24 protein-coding genes are annotated in these 20,763 nt (G+C 69.1%); 7 read left to right on the top strand and 17 right to left on the bottom strand.

The genetic code is table 11. The features are described from left to right. Nucleotides 1–177: 177 nt before the first annotated feature. From IE325_RS09560 to IE325_RS09550, 3 genes are all read left to right on the top strand, one after another. Nucleotides 178–1,416 carry an RNA-guided endonuclease InsQ/TnpB family protein gene (locus tag IE325_RS09560; protein WP_190069350.1) on the top strand — a complete coding sequence of 413 codons (1,239 nt, stop codon included), beginning with the start codon at nt 178–180 and terminating at the stop codon, nt 1,414–1,416. A 347-nt stretch (nt 1,417–1,763) separates the two neighbouring features. Beyond that, a complete protein-coding gene (locus IE325_RS09555; protein WP_190069349.1) occupies nt 1,764–2,318 on the top strand; it encodes a peroxiredoxin in 555 nt (184 codons plus the stop codon). A gap of 5 nt (nt 2,319–2,323) precedes the next feature. Next, nucleotides 2,324–2,857, top strand: coding sequence for an alkyl hydroperoxide reductase (locus IE325_RS09550; protein ID WP_190069348.1), 534 nt, complete (start codon nt 2,324–2,326; stop codon nt 2,855–2,857). A 52-nt stretch (nt 2,858–2,909) separates the two neighbouring features. Here IE325_RS09550 and IE325_RS09545 read toward each other — a convergent pair whose 3' ends face one another. From IE325_RS09545 to IE325_RS09530, 4 genes are all read right to left on the bottom strand, one after another. Continuing rightward, the gene (locus tag IE325_RS09545; RefSeq protein WP_190069347.1) at nt 2,910–4,247 is read right to left on the bottom strand and encodes an AI-2E family transporter; all 1,338 of its coding nucleotides are present in this window, start codon (nt 4,245–4,247) and stop codon (nt 2,910–2,912) included. A 139-nt stretch (nt 4,248–4,386) separates the two neighbouring features. Beyond that, a complete protein-coding gene (locus tag IE325_RS09540; RefSeq protein ID WP_229911735.1) occupies nt 4,387–5,082 on the bottom strand; it encodes an aggregation-promoting factor C-terminal-like domain-containing protein in 696 nt (231 codons plus the stop codon). Between the two features lie 417 nt (nt 5,083–5,499). After that, nucleotides 5,500–6,825: an RNA 5'-3' helicase PhoH2 gene (gene phoH2 / locus IE325_RS09535; protein ID WP_190069345.1), complete on the bottom strand. Its 1,326-nt coding sequence runs from the start codon at nt 6,823–6,825 to the stop codon at nt 5,500–5,502. A 365-nt stretch (nt 6,826–7,190) separates the two neighbouring features. Then, complete coding sequence (locus IE325_RS09530; protein WP_190069344.1) at nt 7,191–7,964, bottom strand: isoprenyl transferase; 774 nt, start codon at nt 7,962–7,964, stop codon at nt 7,191–7,193. Between the two features lie 807 nt (nt 7,965–8,771). On the opposite strand from IE325_RS09530, the gene IE325_RS09525 reads away from it, so the two are divergent. Next, entirely contained in the window at nt 8,772–9,938 is a 1,167-nt protein-coding gene (locus tag IE325_RS09525) for a winged helix DNA-binding domain-containing protein (RefSeq protein WP_190069343.1), read from the top strand. Between the two features lie 10 nt (nt 9,939–9,948). Here IE325_RS09525 and IE325_RS09520 read toward each other — a convergent pair whose 3' ends face one another. Continuing rightward, nucleotides 9,949–10,728, bottom strand: coding sequence for a class I SAM-dependent methyltransferase (locus IE325_RS09520; RefSeq protein WP_190069342.1), 780 nt, complete (start codon nt 10,726–10,728; stop codon nt 9,949–9,951). Nucleotides 10,729–10,779: 51 nt separating this feature from the next. Here IE325_RS09520 and IE325_RS09515 point away from each other — a divergent pair, with 51 nt between their 5' ends. Then, entirely contained in the window at nt 10,780–11,280 is a 501-nt protein-coding gene (locus IE325_RS09515; protein ID WP_190069341.1) for a DinB family protein, read from the top strand. Here the strand turns inward: IE325_RS09515 and IE325_RS09510 are convergent. Together IE325_RS09510 and IE325_RS09505 are read right to left on the bottom strand one after the other, a co-directional pair. Further along, on the bottom strand, nt 11,265–11,750 hold the full coding sequence (locus IE325_RS09510) for a GNAT family N-acetyltransferase (RefSeq protein ID WP_190069340.1): 486 nt from the start codon (nt 11,748–11,750) through the stop codon (nt 11,265–11,267). The two genes, IE325_RS09515 and IE325_RS09510, sit on opposite strands and share 16 nt — an antisense overlap. A 34-nt stretch (nt 11,751–11,784) precedes the next feature. Beyond that, a complete protein-coding gene (locus IE325_RS09505; RefSeq protein ID WP_268256340.1) occupies nt 11,785–12,690 on the bottom strand; it encodes an LLM class flavin-dependent oxidoreductase in 906 nt (301 codons plus the stop codon). A gap of 34 nt (nt 12,691–12,724) precedes the next feature. On the opposite strand from IE325_RS09505, the gene IE325_RS09500 reads away from it, so the two are divergent. Both IE325_RS09500 and IE325_RS09495 read left to right on the top strand, forming a co-directional pair. Next, nucleotides 12,725–13,090 carry a DUF192 domain-containing protein gene (locus tag IE325_RS09500; RefSeq protein ID WP_190069338.1) on the top strand — a complete coding sequence of 122 codons (366 nt, stop codon included), beginning with the start codon at nt 12,725–12,727 and terminating at the stop codon, nt 13,088–13,090. 88 nt (nt 13,091–13,178) lie between these two features. Continuing rightward, complete coding sequence (locus IE325_RS09495; RefSeq protein WP_190069337.1) at nt 13,179–13,868, top strand: hypothetical protein; 690 nt, start codon at nt 13,179–13,181, stop codon at nt 13,866–13,868. A 4-nt stretch (nt 13,869–13,872) separates the two neighbouring features. Here IE325_RS09495 and IE325_RS09490 read toward each other — a convergent pair whose 3' ends face one another. The 10 genes from IE325_RS09490 to IE325_RS09450 form a co-directional block, all read right to left on the bottom strand. Beyond that, complete coding sequence (locus IE325_RS09490; RefSeq protein WP_190069336.1) at nt 13,873–14,448, bottom strand: hypothetical protein; 576 nt, start codon at nt 14,446–14,448, stop codon at nt 13,873–13,875. A gap of 14 nt (nt 14,449–14,462) precedes the next feature. Next, a complete protein-coding gene (locus tag IE325_RS09485; protein WP_190069335.1) occupies nt 14,463–14,909 on the bottom strand; it encodes a hypothetical protein in 447 nt (148 codons plus the stop codon). A gap of 125 nt (nt 14,910–15,034) precedes the next feature. Further along, nucleotides 15,035–15,520, bottom strand: a complete 486-nt coding sequence (locus IE325_RS09480) for a PH domain-containing protein (protein WP_190069334.1) — start codon at nt 15,518–15,520, stop codon at nt 15,035–15,037. Nucleotides 15,521–15,567: 47 nt separating this feature from the next. Then, on the bottom strand, nt 15,568–16,197 hold the full coding sequence (locus IE325_RS09475; protein ID WP_190069333.1) for an OmpA family protein: 630 nt from the start codon (nt 16,195–16,197) through the stop codon (nt 15,568–15,570). Between the two features lie 7 nt (nt 16,198–16,204). Further along, nucleotides 16,205–16,789, bottom strand: a complete 585-nt coding sequence (locus IE325_RS09470) for a hypothetical protein (RefSeq protein ID WP_190069332.1) — start codon at nt 16,787–16,789, stop codon at nt 16,205–16,207. Between the two features lie 33 nt (nt 16,790–16,822). Continuing rightward, nucleotides 16,823–17,455 carry a pilus assembly protein TadG-related protein gene (locus IE325_RS46015; protein WP_373315144.1) on the bottom strand — a complete coding sequence of 211 codons (633 nt, stop codon included), beginning with the start codon at nt 17,453–17,455 and terminating at the stop codon, nt 16,823–16,825. After that, entirely contained in the window at nt 17,455–17,646 is a 192-nt protein-coding gene (locus IE325_RS46010) for a Flp family type IVb pilin (RefSeq protein ID WP_229911733.1), read from the bottom strand. The genes IE325_RS46015 and IE325_RS46010 overlap by 1 nt, the downstream gene beginning before the upstream one ends. Nucleotides 17,647–17,779: 133 nt before the next feature. Then, entirely contained in the window at nt 17,780–18,496 is a 717-nt protein-coding gene (locus IE325_RS09460) for a response regulator transcription factor (RefSeq protein ID WP_190069330.1), read from the bottom strand. Then, nucleotides 18,493–19,761, bottom strand: a complete 1,269-nt coding sequence (locus IE325_RS09455; RefSeq protein ID WP_229911766.1) for a sensor histidine kinase — start codon at nt 19,759–19,761, stop codon at nt 18,493–18,495. The genes IE325_RS09460 and IE325_RS09455 overlap by 4 nt, the downstream gene beginning before the upstream one ends. Before the next feature lie 90 nt (nt 19,762–19,851). Further along, nucleotides 19,852–20,751, bottom strand: coding sequence for a DUF5936 domain-containing protein (locus IE325_RS09450; protein ID WP_190069329.1), 900 nt, complete (start codon nt 20,749–20,751; stop codon nt 19,852–19,854). Nucleotides 20,752–20,763: the final 12 nt, after the last annotated feature.

Raw genomic sequence — 20,763 nt, 5'->3', positions numbered from 1 at the left:
CCCCCCACCGCCGCCACGTGCAACGAAGTCTCGCGAGAAACTCCAGGGGCTTCAACCCCGGGAGGAATGGCGTCCGATAGAGGGGGCGTCGAATGCCCGAGCGACCTATCACTGAAAAGTGGGACAGGCGTGCGGAAGTCGTCTGTTTGTACGGCCGCGCTCGTAGGGTCGGATGTCATGAAGCTGGTGGTGCAGGTCAAGCTGTTGCCTACGCCCGTGCAGGCGGCGGCACTTGAAGCGACGCTGCGTGCCTGCAATGAGGCCGCGTCCTGGGCATCCAAGGTCGCTTTTGCCAAGGACGTGAAGCGGAACTTCGCGCTGCGTGAGCACACTTACGGCGAGGTCAAGCAGCAGTGGGGGCTGGGTGCGCAGGCCGCCCAGCACGTCATCAAGAAGACCTGTGACGCGTACACCACGCTGAAGGCGAACCTGAAGGCCGGGAACCTGGGCAAGCCGTGGTCCAAACGCTACCGGAGGGCCACCGAGAATCCGATCGCCTTCCGTCCGGAAGGTGCGCAGCCCTATGACGACCGGATGCTGTCCTGGCAGATCCCGGAGCGGACCATCTCCATCTGGACCCTGGACGGACGAGTGAAGGGCGTGGCGTTCACCGCTTCCCCCGAGCAGCTGACCCGCCTGGCCCTGTACCGCAAGGGCGAGTCCGACCTGATCGCTCGGGCCGGCATGTGGTTCCTGCAGGCCACCTGCGAGATCCCCGAAGCCCAGCAGAATGCCGATCCGGCCGGGTTCCTGGGCATTGATCTGGGCATCGTGAACATCGCCACCACGTCGGACGGCCAGATCATGGCCGGTCGCGCCCTGAACCGGGGGCGGCTGCGCGAACGGACACTGCGCACCAAGCTGCAGAAGAAGAACACCCCGTCCGCCAAGCGCCGGTTGAAGAAGCGCAGGCGCAAGGAGGCGCGGCGGGTGAGGGACATCAACCACAAGATCGCGAAACATGTGGTGGCCGAGGCAGAACGCACCTCGCGCGGCCTCGCCTTGGAAGACCTCACGGGCATCCGCGAGAGGGTACGGCTGAGGAAGCCCCAACGGGCCACCCACTCCAGCTGGTCATTTGCCCAGCTCGGAGCATTCATCTCGTACAAGGCCCGCAAGGCAGGCGTGCCGATCGTGTACATCGATCCGGCGTACACCTCGCGCACCTGCGCCGAGTGCGGCCACATCGACAGGGCGAACCGGGTCTCGCAGGCCTGGTTCGCATGCCGGTCCTGCGGATTCGTTGATCACGCAGACCGCAATAGCTCCCGCAACATCCGCCGCCGCGCGGAAGAGTTGTGGCGACGCGGGGCGCAGTCAACCGCCCCAGACCCACCCTCCAAACCCGGGCGTGGGACAGGACGCAAGCGCAGCGCCACAGCCAGTAGCGCCCGCTATGCAAGCCCGCCGCTTTAGCGACGGGTAGTTGACAGGTTGTACTCCCGCCCCACCGGCCGTACCTGGGCGAACAGCAGGGTGGCAGGTGGCACATCGTCCGCAGCCGTGCGTGCGCAGGCGACGCCATCAGCTGCGCCGCAACCTTCTGCACCACATCGGCGTTCCACATGCCCATGGTCACCATCGGACGGCCGTCCGGCGCCACCCGCGGAGCCAACCGGCCAAGATCCCGCCTCGGAATCCCGATGACTCGCGGAACAAGGAAGGCGCTGCCGCTTGCACGTCATTGATCGATTTCACCTGCGACAGGAGTGTCTGAAAGGGTTACACCTGTCCAACCCAAGCAACACCTGAAGGGCCTGCACGTGCTCACTGTCGGTGACAAGTTCCCCGAGTTCGAACTGACCGCCTGCGTCTCGCTGGAGAAGGGCAAGGAGTTCGAGACGATCAACCACAAGACCTACGAGGGTCAGTGGAAGATCGTCTTCGCCTGGCCGAAGGACTTCACCTTCGTCTGCCCCACCGAGATCGCGGCCTTCGGCAAGCTGAACGAGGAGTTCGCCGACCGTGACGCCCAGGTGCTCGGCTTCTCCGGCGACTCGGAGTTCGTGCACCACGCCTGGCGCAAGGACCACGACGACCTGCGCGACCTGCCGTTCCCGATGATGGCCGACTCCAGGCACGAGCTGATGCGCGACCTCGGCATCGAGGGCGAGGACGGCTTCGCCAAGCGCGCCGTGTTCATCGTGGACCAGAACAACGAGATCCAGTTCTCCATGGTGACCGCCGGCTCCGTCGGCCGTAACCCCAAGGAGGTCCTGCGGGTCCTGGACGCCCTCCAGACGGACGAGCTCTGCCCGTGCAACTGGAGCAAGGGCGAGGACACCCTGGACCCGGTCAAGCTGCTCGCGGGAGAGTGACCCCCATGTCCCTCGACTCCCTCAAGTCCCGCATACCGGACTACGCCAAGGACCTGAAGCTCAACCTGGGCTCGGTCATCGGCAATTCGGACCTCCCGGCGCAGCAGCTGTGGGGCACGGTGCTCGCCACGGCGATCGCCGCACGCTCCCCGATCGTGCTGCGCGAGCTGGAGCCGGAGGCGAAGGCGAACCTCTCGCCGGAGGCGTACACGGCCGCCAAGTCGGCCGCCGCCGTGATGGCGATGAACAACGTCTTCTACCGGACCCGGCACCTGCTGTCCGACCACGAGTACGGCAACCTGCGCGCCGGTCTGCGGATGAACGTCATCGGCAACCCCGGCGTCGACAAGGCCGACTTCGAGCTGTGGTCGTTCGCGGTGTCCGCCATCAACGGCTGCGGCATGTGCCTCGACTCGCACGAGCAGGTGCTGCGCAAGGCCGGTGTGGACCGGGAGACGGTCCAGGAGGCCTTCAAGATCGCGTCCGTGATCCAGGCGATCGGCGTCACGCTCGACGCGGAGGCCGTGCTCTCCGAGTAGGCCGGCCGGAAGGGCCCGTTCACCTCGACGGTGAACGGGCCCTTTGTCACACCTAGGACGGCTTCGCGTCGGCCGGCGCCGCCGGTTGCACAGGAGCCACCTCCACCGCCGTCGCCCCCCTCGGCTCCGGCGCCTGCCGCAGCGCCGCCTCCTGCGAATAGGCCTTCAGATACCCGACGATCGTGTTCGACACCGCCACCAGCGGTACGGCGACCACCGCGCCGCCGATCCCCGCGACCATGCCCCCGGCCGCCACCGACAGCACAACGGCCAGCGGATGCACACGGACCGCGCGTCCGAGGATGAACGGCTGCAGGATGTGCCCCTCGATCTGCTGCACCGCCAGCACCACCACCAGGGTCATGACCGCGGTGAAGATGCCCTGTGTCACCAGCGCCACGACCACGGCCAGGGCACCGGAGGCCACCGCGCCGACGAGCGGGATGAAGGAGAACAGGAAGATGAAGACGGCCAGCGGAACGGCCATCGGTACGTCGAGGAAGTAGATGCCGATGCCGATGAACACGGCGTCGATGAGGGCGACGAGCACCGTGCCCCGTACATACGCAGTGAGCGTCGCCCACGCGCGCGGGCCGGCGCCGGCGACGCCCGGGCGGGCCGCGGCGGGCACGAGCTTCAGCGTCCACCGCCAGATCCGCTTGCCGTCGTAGAGCAGGAACAGCGTCGAGAAGGCCGCGAGCAGGATGCCGGTGAGTGCCTCGACGATGACCGTGACGCCTTCGAGGCCGGCCGAGGTGATCTCGTCGGTGTTGGCGCCGATCGCCTCGCGCAGGTTCTCGGCGATCTCGTTGATCTGCTTGTCGGTGACGTGGAACGGGCTGTTGAGCAGCCAGTTGCGCAGCTCGTCGATGCCGTCCTGGACCTGGTCGGAGAGGTTGTCGATGTTTTCCATGACCTGCCAGGTCACGAACCAGCCCATCAGCCCGATGACGACGAACCCGAGGATCGCGGTCAGCGCGGTGGCGAGCCCGTGCGGCACGCGCCGCCGGGTCAGCCAGGCCACCGAGGGCTGCATCAGCGCGGTCAGGAGCAGCGCGATGACGAAGGCGAACACGACGAGTTGGACGGCGCTGATGACCCGCATCAGCACCCAGACGGTGCCGGCGAGCACCAGCAGCCGCCAGCCGGCCTCCGCGGCGACCCGTACACCCCAGGGCACGACCTGTGCGGGGTCGGGGCGCGGCGGCGGGGCGGCGGGCGCGTAGTCGGGGGGCGGCGGCACATGGTCGACGGTCGGCGGAACGTCGTCCGGGGACGGCTCGGCCACGCGGCCCTCCCCCTCGACCGCGGCGCGGCGCTCGTCCAACCGCTCACTCATCTCTGTCAGACCGGCTCCGAGCCGACCGAGCCACCCTGGCACTCGCGACATGATCCGTCCTCTTCCCCCGTCTCTGAGCACCACTCCCCCTGGAGTCGTCGATTCCGACCGTACAGGGCACCGCACGAGGAAACGCGAAAGCCCCTCACCGAAGGACGGTGAGGGGCGACGCAGGGTTGAGAAGGAAGGCCTAGTACCAGCTGTTGGCCTGCCAGAAGGACCAGGCGCCGCAAGGGCTGTCGTACCGGTCGTTCATGTAGTTGAGGCCCCACTTGATCTGGGTGGCCGGGTTCGTCTGCCAGTCGGCGCCGACGGACGACATCTTGGAGCCGGGCAGGGCCTGGAAGAGGCCATAGGCGCCGGAGGACGGGTTCACGGCCTGGTAGTTCCAGTCGGACTCGTGGTCCACGATGTTGCTGAAGCACTGGAACTGGTCGGCCGGCACCATCGAGCGCGCCATCGCCTGGATCTGCGAGATGCTGTACGAGCTCTGCACGGGGAAGTCGGCGGAGGAGGACCGGGAGGCCTTCTCCTCGGCCTCTTCGCGCTCCTTGGCTTCCTTCGCCGCCTGCTCCGCCTTCTCGGCGGCCTTCTTCTTCTCGATCGCGCTCTCGGCGGCAGCCTTGCGGGCCGCCTCCTCCGCGTCCTTCTTGGCGCTCGCGTCCGCGGCGATGGCCTGGACATCCGCCTGCGCCGACAGGGACTCGGTCTGCACCTGGGCCTGCTGGCCCGCGGGTATGTCCGCGAGGAGCGTCGAATCGGCAGCCGTCGCCTCGGCGTCGTTGTTCTGCGCGGTGCTGCCCGCGGCAGCGCCCATGACGCTTCCGACAGCGGTGACCGCGGTGGCCGACGCCACTGCGAATCCCCTGACCGAAATCGGACTCACACGGTTTCCTTCCAGCATCGCCCGCTTCGGTGACCCTGGCGGACGCAATCGTGCCCCTGGCTCTGGCCTCCCAACTGCGGGGTCACGGGAGGCGCGGACCCGGTGGGCAACTCCCGTGAGGGAGCGCCGCGTGAAGACTCGGGCGGCATACGACGTCACTATGCAGTTGATGGTGGTGCTGCTGTGGTTCCGTACCGCTGGGGGTACAGGTGTGTCGTATGCGGGGCCTGACAGGAGTGAGACTCTGCCGCACCCGGACGCCGCAAGGCAATTCTGTGTTGCGTGTGAAAGCTCACACCTTGTTTGTCCCTGGGGTTTTACGGAAAGCCGCACACGCCGAGGCGCCGCCCGGATAGGCTCTCGGCCTTTCCGAACGGCGCCAACCAACGAGTAGCTACCGCAAGTTGAGCACTTGGGTCAGATCTGCCCGTCCTCCAGCATTTCGGTCACAAGGGCCGCGATCTGGGACCTCTCGGACCGCGTCAGCGTGACATGGGCGAAGAGCGGGTGCCCCTTCAGCTTCTCCACGACGGCGACGACACCGTCGTAGCGCCCGACCCGCAGATTGTCCCGCTGAGCCACGTCGTGAGTGAGAACCACCCGCGAGTTAGCACCAATTCGGGACAGAACGGTCAGCAGCACATTCCTTTCCAGCGACTGTGCCTCGTCCACGATCACAAAGGCGTCGTGCAGCGAGCGCCCGCGGATGTGAGTGAGAGGGAGGACCTCCAGCATCCCGCGCGCGGTGACCTCTTCGATGACCTCGCGGCTGGTGACCGCGGAGAGTGTGTCGAAGACGGCCTGCGCCCAGGGGCTCATCTTCTCGGCCTCGCTGCCGGGCAGATAGCCGAGTTCCTGGCCGCCCACCGCGTACAGCGGCCGGAAGACCATCACCTTCTGGTGCTGACGGCGCTCCAGGACCGCCTCCAGACCCGCGCACAGCGCCAGCGCCGACTTGCCGGTGCCGGCCCGGCCGCCCATCGACACGATCCCGACGTCCGGATCGAGCAGGAGGTCGAGAGCGATGCGCTGCTCGGCGCTGCGCCCCTTGATACCGAAGGCCTCCCGATCGCCGCGCACCAGGCGGACGTTGCCCTCGGGCGTGATCCGGCCCAGCGCCTTGCCGCGCTCGGAGTGGATCGTCAGCCCGGTGTGCACGGGCATGTCGACCGCTTCGGGGACGTGGATGTGGCCTTCCTCGAAGAGGATGTCCACCTGTTCGCCCGGCAGGGTCAGTTCGGACATTCCGGTCCAGCCGGAGGAGTCCGTGATGGCGAGCTCGGCGCGGTACTCCTCGGCGAGGAGACCGACGGACGAGGCCTTGATCCTGAGCGGCAGGTCCTTCGAGACGACGGTGACGTCGAATCCCTCGGCCTGGAGATTGCGGGCGACCGCGAGGATGCGGGAGTCGTTGTCCCCCAGGCGGTAGCCGCTGGGCAGCACGCTGGGGTCCGAGTGGTTGAGCTCGACACGGACGGTCCCGCCGAGATCCCCGATCGGAATGGGGGCATCGAGACGGCCATGCCGCACCCGGAATTCGTCGAGCAGACGCAGCGCCTGCCGGGCGAAATAGCCGAGTTCGGGATGGTGCCGCTTGGCCTCCAGTTCCGTCACCACGACGATGGGGAGCACGACCTCGTGCTCGTCGAAGCGGTTCAGGGCGTTCGGGTCGGCCAGCAGGACGCTGGTGTCGAGAACGTAGGTGCGCCGGTCGGGCTTGTGGCGCTTTGTGCTGGTCACCACGGAAGGACGTACCCCCTCGGATGAGGTCGGGGAGCGACGGAGTGGAGCTGGACCGGTCGTCGGCCGCCCTGCACGGGCCGAAAACCGGCCCCCCACGTCCTCTCCGTGCCGTGACCGCACGGTCGGGCTGGTGCAAAGGGCCTCCCGGGCGGACGGCTCCGGCGCCGCCCGCTGAGATACGACACCCGTGGTTCGGGTGTCGACCTGCTTGCCTTATGCCCTCGAACATGCGGTGCCATGCCAGCGCATATGACGGCGCGCTGGTGAACTCCTTGTTACTTCTGTCCCGGAGAGGGTTGATTTCACCTCACCGGAATACGACGTTCGGAGCGCCGGAATACGGCGATCGGAGCGTCGTGAGTGGCTCAGCCGCCGTAGCGCCGGTGCCGTGCCGCGTAGTCGCGCAGCGCGCGCAGGAAGTCGACCTTACGGAAGGCCGGCCAGAAGACCTCGCAGAAGTAGTACTCGGAGTGGGCCGTCTGCCACAGCATGAATCCGGACAGCCGCTGCTCGCCGCTGGTGCGGATCACGAGGTCGGGGTCGGGCTGGTCGCCGGTGTAGAGATGGCGGCCGATCAACTCGACGCTGACGGACTCGGCGAGGTCCTCCATCGCGGTGCCCTTGTCATGGGCGTCGACGATCATCGAGCGCACGGCGTCGGCGATCTCCTGGCGTCCGCCGTAGCCGATGGCGACGTTGACCAGTATCCCGTCGATGTGCGCCGTGGACTCCTCGGCTTCCTTCAGCACGGTCTGCATCTGAGAGGGCAGCAGATCCGGGGTGCCGACATGGTGCACCCGCCAGCGGCCGTCCGCGGCGAGGGTGCCCACGACGTCCTCGATGATGCCGAGGAGCGGGACGAGTTCGTCCTGCGGCCGGTCGAAGTTGTCGGTCGACAGCAGCCAGAGGGTGACGACCTCGACATCGGTCTCGGAGCACCAGCCGAGGAATTCCTCGATCTTCTCGGCGCCCGCCCGGTGACCGTGCACGGTGGTGGAACCCGAGGCCTTCGCCCAGCGCCGGTTGCCGTCCATGATGACGCCGATGTGCTTGGGCACCTGAGCGTGGTCCAGGTGACCCTCCACCCGGCGTGCGTACAGCCTGACCAGCAGGTTGCGCAGCTTGTCGCGCAGGTTCACGTGTTCGTCAGCCCCTCCGTACGACGGTCCCCTATCGGCGAAGCGTACCCCTGCGGGGCTTGGGGCGTGGTACTGGGTGCGGAGGGGTGGGTGTGGGCGCCATGAGTGGGGGGTGTCTGGGGTTCGTTGGCGGCTGCGGGTGGTTCATGGCTGGTCGCGCAGTTCCCCGCGCCCCTAAAAAGGGCGCTGCTGCACCCGGCACTCAGACATGCCCCTGCTCCGGGCATGAAAAACGGGCCGGTCCGTGGGGGGGAGACGGACCGGCCCGAGGGGGGGCTTCCACCATAACCCTTCGTGAGGGATGCTGCGCGCATCGGCGTGCCACAACTACTCTCCGGAATCGTTCGGCGACGCGGCGGTGGCCGCGGGAGGGCCTCTTCGTGGCGGAATCGTGGCCGGTTCGGTGCGGAATCCCAGGGGAAACGGGTGGGATGCGGCCGGATGCGGAGGGTTTGGCGGCTCTTGAGCGCTGACTGATGACTTGTCCGTGCGTCCCCCGCCCGGGTGACCCCGACCGCGAACGCCGCCTTGACGTCAGGCGCAGAAGGCACAGCACCGCGCAGCCCCCTCCACTGCGCGGTGCCGCCGCGCAGCTTTGCGTACGCGAATTGCCTTGGTCTGAACTTACGTGAGCAGTGAAGGGATTGCGAGTCGGCCACCATAACGATGTGGAAAAGGTGAGTGATCCTTGGATGTGCAGGTGGTCGGGGCTATTTGCCCATGGATATACGGTTTGCACCGACACGGCACCCCCGGGGAGCGGGTTAGCGGACGGGTTCCGACCTATATCCGGCCTACCGTCGCTCCATGACCTCTAGGACAGCGAAATCCAGGAGTTGGGACGAGGCGAGTGCGCGACGGCTGGAGCGGCAGTTCCTGGCCCGGCCCGCCGCGCCCGGCACTCCGGTCGCCGATGTGGTCGGGGCGATGCTCGGCGCGCATGCGCAGGTGCTGTCCGCGGCCGAGGTGTCGGTGGGGGTGCGGGCGGCCGGGGTGACGCGGGCGGAGGTGCGGGCCGCGCTGTGGGAGGACCGCTCGCTGGTGAAGACGTTCGGACCGCGGGGGACCGTACATCTGCTGCCCACCGCCGAACTGCCCCTGTGGTGCGGGGCGCTGACCGCGATTCCGACGGGGCCGAGCGCGTTCGCGCCGGACGTCCGGGTCAGCGAGGAGCAGGCGGAGCAGATCGTGGCGGCGATCGGGGACGCGCTCGACGGGGTGTGTCTGACCGTGGAGGAGCTGGGCGAGGAGGTCGTGGCGCGCACCGGTCCCTGGGCCGGCGACCTGGTGATGCCGGCCTTCCAGGATCTGTGGCCGCGCTGGCGGCAGGTCATGCACCGGGCCGGCCAGTCCGGCGCCCTGTGCGCCGGCCCGAACCGGGGCCGCAAGGTGACGTACACCCGACCGCCGTCCTTCGCTCCGTTGCCGGGTGAGGCGGCCCTGCGGGAGCTCGTACGGCGGTATCTGCGCGCGTACGGTCCGGCCACGCCCCAGAACTTCACCAAGTGGCTGGCGGCACCGGCGAGTTGGGTGGCCTCTCTGTTCGCCCGACTGGCGGAGGCCGGGGAGATCGAGGAGGTCGCCTTCGAGGGGGCGGTGGCCTGGGTGGCGGCGGGGGACACGGAGTTCCCGGGCGGGCGGGTGCGGGGGGTTCGGTTGCTGCCGTACTTCGACGCGTACGCCATCGCCGCGCAGCCCCGGGAGTCGCTGTTCCCCGGGGAGGCGTACCGGCGGGCGCTCGCGGGCGGGCAGGCCGGGAACTTTCCGGTGCTGCTGGTGGACGGCCGGGTGGCGGGGGTCTGGCACCAGCGGCGTCAGGGGCGTCGTACGACGGTCACGGTGGAGCTGATCGGGCGGTCCCTGACGGCGCGCCAGGAGCGGGAGCTGGGCGAGCAGGCGGAGCGGGTCGGGGAAGTGCTGGAGGCGAAGGCGGAACTGGTGCTCGGGGAGGTGACGGTCGGGCCGCACGCATGAGGCGGGGCCCTTATGGCCTGCGGGCCTCGAAGAGGTGGCGGGTGCTGTGGGCGACGAAAGAGCCCTCGGACTCGATCCGCTCGTGCAGGGCGCGCAGCCGGGGGCGGTACGTCTCGACGGTGAAGCCGGGCACCATCCACACCACCTTGCGCAGGAAGTGGACGACCGCGGCGATGTCGTGGAACTCCATACGCAGTTCCTCGGCGCGCAGGTCGACGATCTCCAGGCCGGCGGCCTCCGCGTCGGCCCGTTCACGGCCGGGGTCGCGGCCGGTGCGGACCTCTTCGGGCTGGGGGCCGAGGAAGTACTCGACGAGTTCGAAGACGCTGTGCGGCCCGACATGCTGGGCGAAGTAGGTGCCACCGGGCCGCAGGACGCGGGAGATCTCCGCCCAGTTGGCCCGCACCGGATGCCGGCTGCTGACGAGATCGAACGCCTCGTCGGCGAACGGCAGCGGGGCGTCCTCCGGCGCGGCGACGACCGCGACTCCGCGTGGGGCGAGCAGGGCGGTGGCCTTGGCGACGTTCGGCGGCCAGCCCTCGCTGGCGACGGTCAGCACGGGCGCCTTCGGGGCCCGGCCGAGGGCGAAGTCGAGGACCTCCCCTCCCCCGGTCTGGAGGTCGAGCGCGGCGGTCGCGCCGGCCAGCCGGTCGGCCAGGGACACGGCATACCCCCAGCTGGGCCGTGCCTCGGTGGCCCGCCCCTCGAACCAGGAGAAGTCCCAGCCCTCGGTGGGCACGGCGGCGCCCTCGGCGACGAGTTCCTCGAACGACCTGCTCCCCTGTCCCATCCCGTCATGATCGCAGGGCGTTGTCGGTGGCCGCTGCTATTTTTCAGCGCCATGACGGACTCGACGACGTACACGGCGGGCGAGAAGGAAACACTCCGGGCGAGCCTGGACCGGCATCGGGACGCGGTGCTGGGGAAGCTGGAAGGGCTGGACGACGAGCGGCTGCGCCGACCGATGACGCCGTCCGGCACCAATCTGCTGGGCCTGGTCAAGCACCTCGGCTCGGTGGAGTACGGCTGGTTCGTGTCGACGTTCGGCGGTGAGGTGGAGCCGCTGTGGTTCGACCCGTACAGCGACGAGGACATGCGGGCCGACCAGGGCGAGACGACACGGCAGATCGTCGAGTTCTACGGCCGTGCGCGCGCCGCTGCCGACCGCGTGATCGCCGAGCGCCCGCTGACCGACCTGGGGCAGCCGGCGTGGCGGGGCACCGAGGTGTCCCTGCGCTGGGTGCTGGTCCACATGATCGAGGAGACGGCACGGCACGCCGGCCACATGGACATCGTGCGGGAGCTGCTCGACGGGGCGACGGGGGATCAGCGGCCGGACTGAGCACCGAGTACGAGCAGCACATGCTCGTCGTCGCCGTGCCGGACGGTGCCGGTCCGCTGGAAGCCGTGGTGTTCGAGGAGGCGCACGGAGGCGGTGTTGGCATGGAAGGGGTCGGCGTACAGGGGGCGGGTCGGCTCTGCGGCGAGGAAGAGGGCGAGGGCTCTGGTGCCGATGCCTCTCCCCCAGTACGGCCGCCCCAGCCAGTACCCGAGGAAGCGGCGCTCGCCCTCCCACCAGGAGACGATGCTCCCGGCCACCTCGCCGCCGGCCAGGACCGTCCGCACGAGACAGGTCTCGTCCCCGAGCACGCTCGTCCGCCAGTGCTTCATGAAGGCGTCGCGCGGCCGGGGCGTGAACCTGGACCGCCGGAGGGCCTCGGGGTCGTGCTCGTACACGAGGAAGGCCTCCAGGTCGGCGTCCAGCACCTCCCGGAGGCTTACGTCCGCGGTGTCCACGCTGTCATCGCTCATACCCCGGAGTGTGGCAGCAGCCACTGACAACGCCCTACGGCACCAGCGGCCGCACTTCCTCCGCCGCGAACCGCACGAACCCCTCCGGGTCGGGCTCGTCCCCGGTCGGCTGCAGCACCACGGTGTCGGCACCGGCGTCCGCGAGTCGCTGCACGGCCTTCGCCACGGCCGCCGCGTCCCCGGCGACGCCGAGATCGGGCACCGAGGCGAGCCCCTCGTCCGCCAGCTCGGCCCTGAGCCGGGCGGGCCCGTCGGCGCCGGTGGCGGTGAGCAGATAGACGACGACCTCATGCGGCTCGCCACCGGCGCGCCCGGCCGACTCCCGCCCCTCGTCGATGAGCTGCCGCGCCCTGCGCACGCCCTCGGGCGGGGTCGAGGCGGTGAGCAGCGTCCCGTCGGCGGCGGCGCCGGCCAGCCGCAGCGAGCGGGGTCCGGTGGCGCCGGCGATCACGGGCACGGGTCCGGCGGGCGGCCAGTCCAGGGCGACGTCGTCGAGCTTGACGTACCGCCCCTCGACGGTCACCAACTCCCCGCGCAGCAGCGCCCGCAGCGCGTCGAGATGCTCCCTGAGCAGGGTCATCGGGGACTCGGCCCGCGCCCCGACCTGCCCCATCCAGTCCTGCACTCCATGCCCGACGGCGAGGATCGGCCTGCCCGGGAACATCCGGTGCAGGGAGGCGGCCTCCATGGCGGTGATCGCGACGTTCCGCAACGGCACGGGCAGCAGCCCGACACCGATCCTGACCCGCTCGGTCCAGGCCAGGGCGGCCGCCGCGGTGGAGATCCCTCCCTCCCGGAAGCAGTCCTCCCAGAGCCAGAGCTCTTCGAGCCCCGCCTCATCGGCGATCCGGGCGACGGATCGGAGTCGTTCGGGGGCCAGCTGGGGACGGAATACTGCGCCGAGTCCGGTCATGGGACCTTTCCTACCCGGGTAACACACCGCCGACAACCCGAAATCCAGGAGGTGGCTGAGGATGGGGCGACGCCTGAGCGACGGGCGGGGTGCGCTGGTCGTCCATGGGGACCGGGGTGACGTATCGGTACCCCTGGAGATCGCCTCGTCGTACCGGGCCCGTACGAAGGGCCTGCTCGGCCGGGATTCCGTCGAGGGCGCGATGCTGCTCACCCCCGCCGGCGGGGTGCACACCTTCCGCATGCGCATCCCCATCGACGTGGCCTATCTCGACCGCGGCCTGCGCGTCATCGCCGTACACACCATGAAACCGGGGCGGTTGGGTCTGCCCCGGCTGCGGTCGCGGCATGTGGTGGAGGCGGGTGCCGGGGCGATGGAGGGGTGGGGGTTGCGGAGGGGGGTGCGGGTCTCGGTCGAGGGCGGGTGAGTGCACCGCGGATTGAGTACGTGTACCTACGTCCGGCCAGGTGACCGCGCCCATACGCCGTGCTCCTCCGCCGACTTACCGTCCCCGCATGCCCGAAGCGACCGCCCCCGCCCCCGAGTCCGGTTCCCCCTCGCCCGCCCTGAGGGCCCTCGGCTGCGGCTGCGCCACGCTCATCGGCCTGCCGCTGGGGGCCGTACTCCTTCTGATCGCCACCCTCGCCTGGGACAACCGGGGCTCCACGGACTTTCCCCGGGTCGCGCCCGGGGACATGGCGAGCCGTGCGTTCCAGCGTTCCCAGGAGGCGTACGACGTCATGGGATTCACGCGCACCGTGCGGCCAGGAGCCACGGACAACGGCGGCGTCGGCCCGGAGAACACCTTCGGCTCCGACTTCTGCTGGACGAGCGGCCCGCTGGGGCTGGAGGACAAGACCGTGGACGGCGCGTACAGCATCAGTCACAGCTGGGCCCTGGACCATGTGCCCGCGAGCGAGGCCGTCGCGGGCCTGCGCCGGCTGCATCAGCGCTTGAGAGACGACGGCTGGGAGGTCACGGCCTACCGCGAGGGCGGAAAGACCGAGGACTGGCGCCTGACCACCCACCGGGACGACGGGGAGGAGGGGGACGAGGGGATGTCCTTCACCTGGTACCCGGACCGGGAGTACTTCATGGGCGGCGTCACCATGCCCTGCGCCTACGACCCGGGGTGGAAGACCGGCGACATCGGCCCGTCGGGCGAGCAGGAGACGCCGCCCGCCCTCGGTCCTTCACAGCCGTAGGTACTCAGGGGTCCACATCCTCGATCGAGCTGGGCCCCATCTGCGACGCGGAGCTGAACTCCGGCAATGTCGAAGGCTGGTCGAAGAGGAAGAAGCTCTGGTTCATGCCGAGGGTGAATTCCAGGTAGGCATCCGTGGTGGCGTCGAAGCCGTAGTAGGTGTTGCACTCCCCGGACCCTTTGCTGTAGGTGCCGTCCATTTCCGGGAGCGGGATGTTGACCATTCCGCTGCCGTTGTTGGACTTCGTCTTCGACGGGGGCGTGCCCAGCGCGCAGTACGAGACGGGGAGCCCCTTCAGAACGAAGTAGCCGTATTCGCCCTTCGCGTTCTGAAGGTAGACGTAGCTGAGTTTGCCCTTCGAGCTGTTCTTCCCCCAGGTCTTGATCCATCGGTTGATGGTCTCGCGTGTCGTCGAGTACTCGGGGACCTCGATCGGCTGATTCGCCACGAGTTTGTCGTAGCCCTTCTCCTTCGCCTCCGTCTCCTTAGCCTGTGAGGAGTCGTCATCACAGGCGGTGGCGCTGAAGCCGACCACCAGGACGGTGACGACGCCGAGTACGGTGCGGATGATGCGCTTCATGCCCTCTCCCCTCGTCATGGCGCACACGTCGTGTTCAGGTCGTTCACGTCCAGCCGCGGCGGCAGGTCCTTGTCCTTGAAGGCGCTCCGGTGCTCCTGTGCGGCTTTGGCGTTGTATTCGTTGACCGCTTCGATGCGGGACGCCTTCAGGGCGGTGAGGGAGGTGCTGATCTGCGCGCGCCTGGACGCGGAGGCCGCCTTTTCCTCCTCCTCAAGAGTCCTGATGACCCCTTCCTTCGACTGCACCGTCGAGCAGATTCCGAAGAACTCCTCGTACGTGGCGATCCGGAAAGCACCTGAACCTTCGGTGCGGTCACGCTTGTCGACTTCGCCGCGGAACGGGGCGGTCAGCCAACTGATGCCACCGATTGCGAGGGTGACGATAAGTCCGATCGTGACCAGGGCGGCGATTCCGCCGATGATCCAGAATCCGGTCTTCGCGTCTTCACGGGCCGTGCTCATGGTCCCTCCCGATGGGCAAACGCACGGTGGAACTGAATGACGAACAGCTCACCGGCGCACGGTACAGAGGAACTCCCGGGACCCGTCCCGGTCATCACCGCCGTGCACTCGATCTTGTTCGCGGCCTAGGGTGCAGGTGTCCAGTCCTCGCCCCGGTGCCGCATCCACACCTCGCGCAGGGCCGCCACCTCGTGTGCGAGGTCGGGAGTGTTGCGGTCGTTGAGGTGCGGCAGGATACGGCGGCGGCCCGACGCGTCGTACAGGACGACCATCCGGCTCGGCGCTCCCTGCGCGCCCGCCCCGGGGTTGACCTCGATCTCGATGCCCTGCACGTCCGGCCATGCCGTGACGTGGGTACGGAAGGCGCCGCGGGCCGTCAGATGGGTCGCGTCGGTGATGGTCGCCGTCACCGTGCTCGCGCGCAGCACCAACACGAGCAGGGCTACGAGCACCGCGCCGATGGCGCCGGGAACTACCACCGGCACGTCGTCGTCCTGGGCCATTTGCGCGATCAGCCCGATTCCCACCACGAAGGGAGCGGCCAGGCCGACCCACAGCCAACTGCCGCCCGAGTAGCGGTATTCACGGCGATCCGAGTCATCAGCGGTCACGGGCAGCAGGCTAGCCAGAGGGCTCGGGACCGGTCCCGGTGCACGAATCAGCCGTCCGAGCGCGGGAAGGACACCTCCACCCGGCGGTTCTTCTTGCGGCCCGACTCCGTCTCGTTCGAGGAGATCGGGTACTGCTCGCCGTAGCCCCGCACCTCGTAGGTGACCGTGGAGTCGTTCAGTTCCGACTCCAGGACTCCCTGTACGGCGTTCGCGCGCTTTCTGGACAGGACGTCGCCGTGGGCCGAGGAGCCCAGGTTGTCGGTGAAGCCGAAGACGCGGATCCGGGTGGCGTTCTGCTTCCCGATCTCCTCCGCGATCGAGGCGATACGGGCCTTCGCCTCGCCGGTCAGCTTCGCGCTGTCCTTGGGGAACAGGACCTCGGCCTGGAGCGCGAACTTCACGTCCGCGTTGGTGTCCTCCCGGCGTTCCTCCCCCGCCTGGTCCTCGACGACCTGCTTGATGTCGAGGACCTTGGCCTCGGCCAGCGTCGCGCCTTCCGGGAGCTTGAGGTCGGGGTCGTTGGCGTCCACCTCGACGGGAGCGGAAGCGGTGGCCTCGGTGCCGGGCGGGACGCTCGGGTCGTCGGCGGCATCGGCCGTCGTGGCGCCGATGATGTTGGCGGCGATCATGAGGGTGGCCGCGGTGAGGGTTAGGGGGAGGCGGGGGGTGCGGGTCATGGGGCCCTCACCCGGAGATCTGAATGGTGGCGGAGGCGAAGGTCGGCAGCTGGAAGCTGACCTCGTTCGCGCTCGTGGGCGGGGCCGGGAACTGCATGAACACCGGGATGGAGTCGCCGGGTTTGATGCGTGGCATGCCCGTCGTCGTCAGGGGACGGCCGTCGGTGTCCCGCAGCACGTAGTAGCGCTTCTTGCTCGCCGAGTCGACGAGTGTCGCTCCGCCGAACGAGGTTCCGTGCCTGATGATCTCGGTCTCGTCACCCGACGCACGCACCGAGACGCGGGCGGGTTCGTCGCCGTCGTTCTTCAACTCGCCGCTCACGGTGACGAATCCACCGGAGTCCCGCTGAGCAGAGGTGATGCTGAGGATCAGGCCGTCCTCGCCCTTGAGCTCGGCGAGGAGATCGTCGGTTCCCTCTTGGGCACTCGGATCGGACCCCCCGCCGTCGCTCTTGGAGGCCGACGCCGATGTCTTCGGCTCCTTGCCGTCGTCTCCGCCGCTACCGCAGCCGGCCACGGCGAGGGCCAGTCCGGCCGCGACGGTCATCGCGACCATCCCCCTACGGGCCTTCGTGGTGAACCGAATGCTCATGCCTCTGCTTCCTTCGCCATTCGTCGTTCGCTGTCAGTCGGCCAGATGGACGTCGAAGAGGTCCTCGGGGTGCGGAAGGGTGTCCGGGTCGTCCGGATCCGGCTCGAACTCCCCGTCGTCACAGGTGAGTTGCGGAAGCGGCAGGGTGTCGTTGCCGTCGCCCTCGTCGCCCTCGTCACCTTCGCCGCCGTCCCCGCCGGGGAGGTCGAAGTCGCAGAGAGGCTCGATCACGGCGGTGGCCGTCGCCGTCGACTTGTAGTCCTCCGTGCCGGGGACGATCGAGTCGCCCACGGACTCGTTGGCTTCCACGACCACCGTGTAGCCGACCCGGCCCTCCGATTTCCCGCAGTCCTCGACGTTGGCGTCGTTCTGGTCCGCCAGCTCTTCCGCCCGCCAGCACTCCTTGAACAGCAAGCCGTCGCCGTCGAAGATCTCCTGCCACTTCGCGGGGTCGGCCACGACGTCCCGCCAGTCCGCCGCCAGAAGGTCGCGGGTCTCCTGCGCAGCCGCCAGGGCAGCCGCGTCGGCGGCCGTCTGGGCGCCGTTCCGATTCGCCGCGGCCTGACCGACCGCGAGATACGCGAACGCGAGAAAGAGCAGGCCCGCCACCACCATGATGTAGATGGGGAAGGCCTGCCCTGCGTCGTCGGACGCGCGCCGCCCGATCAGGTGAGCTCGTCGATCTGATCCACGATGGCGTCGTAGATCGTCTGCCCGATGTCCGTCCCCGTGATGGCCAGCACGATCGCCACCACCACCGCGATGATGCCCAGATACTCCACCGCCGTCTGCCCCTTGTCGTCGCGCGCCGCGCGCGAGCGTAGGTGGGCGACGGTGGTGTGGATCCAGTTGCTCATGGTGTTCCCCTCGGGGCTCGCAAGTCCTGTGAGAAGTATCGGCAGAAACGTAAGCGTGGACACCCCGAACGCCAGAGGGTCCCTGGGCCCAATTCCATGCCTCGGCCGAAAACCATCCATATGTCATCGCCGGTCAGCTCCGTCCTGGGTGTGAACCCGGGGCCGTGCCCAGCCACTTGGCGGCGGCCTGGGCGCGGCTGGTGCTGTGGAGTTTGGCGAAGATCCGGTTGATGTGGTTCTTGACCGTCTTCTCGCTGATGAAGCAGGTGGCGGCGATCTGCTGGTTGTTCATGCCCGCTGCGATGAGGTCCATGATCTCCGCCTCCCTCCTGCTCAGCCGGAACCGCGAACTGTACGACGACGACTGTCCCACATCTGGTTGCATTCGCGAAAGCGGTTCCGCTGAATTGCTTACGGCAGCGGCGAGTTGGGCGTTTGCTTGCGCGAGTGAATCCGCCGCTCCGGGGCTGAGCCGGAGGGGTCGCCCCCGCTTGATGTCCCGTACGGCGGCCACCAGTTCGTCCGTGGTGAACTCACCGTGGACCAGGTAGCCGACGGCCCCCAGCCGCAGGGCCTCCCGGACCGTCTCCGGTTCGCTGCTGTACGTCAGCATCATCACAGGCGCGATACGCACCAGGTGCGGCAGCGCCTCGACACCCCCCGTCCCCGGCATGCGGACGTCCAGCAGGATCACATCGGGGCGGTGCAGGCCGGCCGCCGCCAAGGCCTCCTGGCCATCGGCCGCCTCCGCCACGACCGTGAGGTCCTCGTGCGTGGACAGGAGCGCCGTCAGACCGGCTCGGACCACTGGGTTGTCGTCGGCCACGACGATCCGCAGAGGTGGGTTCATGGGGCCGCCTTCGTCGTCGTCAGGGCCGCCAGCGGCAGCTCCAGGCGGATCTGGGTGCCACGGGCGTGGCCGCCCTTGCCGAAGTGGATGCGGGCGCCTATCGACGCGGCTCGCTCGGCCATGCCGAGGAGCCCGAAGTGGCCGGTTCTCCGCAGGTGTTCGAGGGTGGTGCCGGGCGGCAGGCCCCGGCCGTCGTCCGTGATCGTCACTGACAGCACATCGGCCCGTACCCCCGCTCTCACGTCCACCCGGGTCGCGTCCGCGTGCCGGTGGGCGTTCTCCATGGCCTCCGCGGTGATGGTGAGGAGCTGGCGGGCCACGGCGGGCGGGACGGGGGGTGCGGGGGCCTCGCCGGTGGTGTCGTACGTCGACGGCAGGCCTGTTCTCGCCGTGAAGTCCCTTGTCTGGCCGAGGAATTCCGGTGCCAGGTCCGTCATGCTGTCCGGGTCGGACTCGCGGCGCAGGTCCGCCAGGAGTTCCCGGGACTCGGCCGCGGCTCTGCGGGCCGAGCGGGAGACCAGTTCCGCCTGTTCCGCGATGCGGGCCGGGTCGAGCGGGGTGGTCCTCGCCGAGACCGCGAGGCCGTCCGCCGCCAGGGCCACGCCGTGCAGTGTCTTCGCCACCGAGTCGTGCATCTCGCGGGCCAGACGGGCCCGTTCCGCGCCGACCGCCTCGGTGACCGCGAGGCGTGCCTGGACGGTCGTCAGGGCCTGGGTGGCCGTGCCGAAGCGGAGCATGAGGTGGCGCAGGGACGAGCCGAGGGCGCCGGTGATGACGCACAGTCCCGGCAGGAGCAGTTTGTCCGCCAGGCTCGCCGACCTCGCGTCCGTGTTGATGGCGTAGGCCAGCAGCAGGATCAGGGACTGTGCGCTCGCGAACACGGCCGCGCCCCGGTAGCCGTAGACGATGCCCGCCAGCAGCGGGGTGCAGACGCTGACGTAGGCGAGGGTGGTGTCCGGGCCCGCGGAGATGAGGAGGAGGGAGGTGAAGAGGGTGTCCGCCGCCAGGAGGGTGGGGTGGCGCAGGAGGAGGGGGCCGAAGCGTTCCCAGTCGCGGAACAGGGCGTAGGAGAGCATGAACGTGACCACGACCGCCGCGCCGACCAGACGGGCGCCGAGGCCGGGGGCCGCGTTGAGGAGGGCCGCGGGGGCGGCGAGGGCGATCATCGCGAGGCGGAAGCCGAAGACCTGGCGGCACATGGCCTGGAGGGCGTTGACCTGGAGCGGTATCCGCACCGAACGGTCCGGCTCCCCCGGGCCGACCACGTCCCGGCGCCTGCCGCGCAGCAGCCCGGAGCCGAACCTCCTGGTGCCCGTTCTCACCCTTAACGGCACGCCTGCCACAGTCCCTCCCCGCTACTCCCCGGTCAACGACCCGAAGTCCGTGCCCGAGCCCAGCAACAGCCCCGCCCCCAGCAGCAGCATCGTCGCCGGAACCATGAACGTGGTGATCATCAGCGTGGCCCTGGGCACCGCGCGGGCCGCCTTACGGCGGGCGTTCTGTGCGTCGGTGCGGCGCATGTCCTTGGCCAGGGCGACGAGGGTGTCGACGATCGGCGCGCCGAGTTCCTCGCCCTGCTGGAGGGCGGTGACGAACATGGCGACCTGTTCGGAGTCGTTGCGCCGCCGCAGCTCCGTGAAGGCCTGGCGGCGGCTCATGCCGAGGTCCATCTGGCGCAGGGTGATGCGCAGTTCGTCGGCCCAGGGACCCTCGTACTTGGAGGCGACCCGGTCGAGTGCCTGGCGGAAGCCGAGGCCGGCGCTGACGACGACCGCGAGGACGTCGAGGAAGTCCGGCAGGGTGCGTTCGATCTCGTCCTTCCTGATCCGGATCGCCGCCCAGATGCCGACCTCCGTCCAGAAGGCGCCGAACGCCAGCAGCAGCAAGGCCACCAGGAACTGCCCCCGCAGCAGGAACACCAGGAAGCCGACCGCGCCCAGGAGGCCGTACACCGCCCGCCTGGCCGCGTAGCGGTCGATGGTGAGGCCGCCGGGGTTGCCCGCGAGGTCGATCCTCCTGCGGTACTTGGCGACCAGTTTGGGGCCCATCAGGCGCAGCACGGCGGGTGCGTAGCGCATGCCCATGCGGTCGATGAGGGAGTCCACGGCGCCGGTGCGGGTGGCGCCGACCTCCAGGGCCAGCGCGAGATCGCTGGGCAGTTTGGTCTCCGCGCGGTACATGCGGATGCCGGCGAAGACGCCCCAGACGCTCAGGGCCATGACGGCCGCGAGGAGAAGTCCGATTCCCGTGGTCATCAGCAGTCCCTC

Source organism: Streptomyces lanatus (genome assembly GCF_014655715.1).
In the GTDB taxonomy this organism is placed as follows: Bacteria; Actinomycetota; Actinomycetes; order Streptomycetales; family Streptomycetaceae; genus Streptomyces; species Streptomyces lanatus.
Note: the sequence above shows the minus strand (reverse complement) of the source record. Positions and strands in the feature narration are given on the sequence as shown.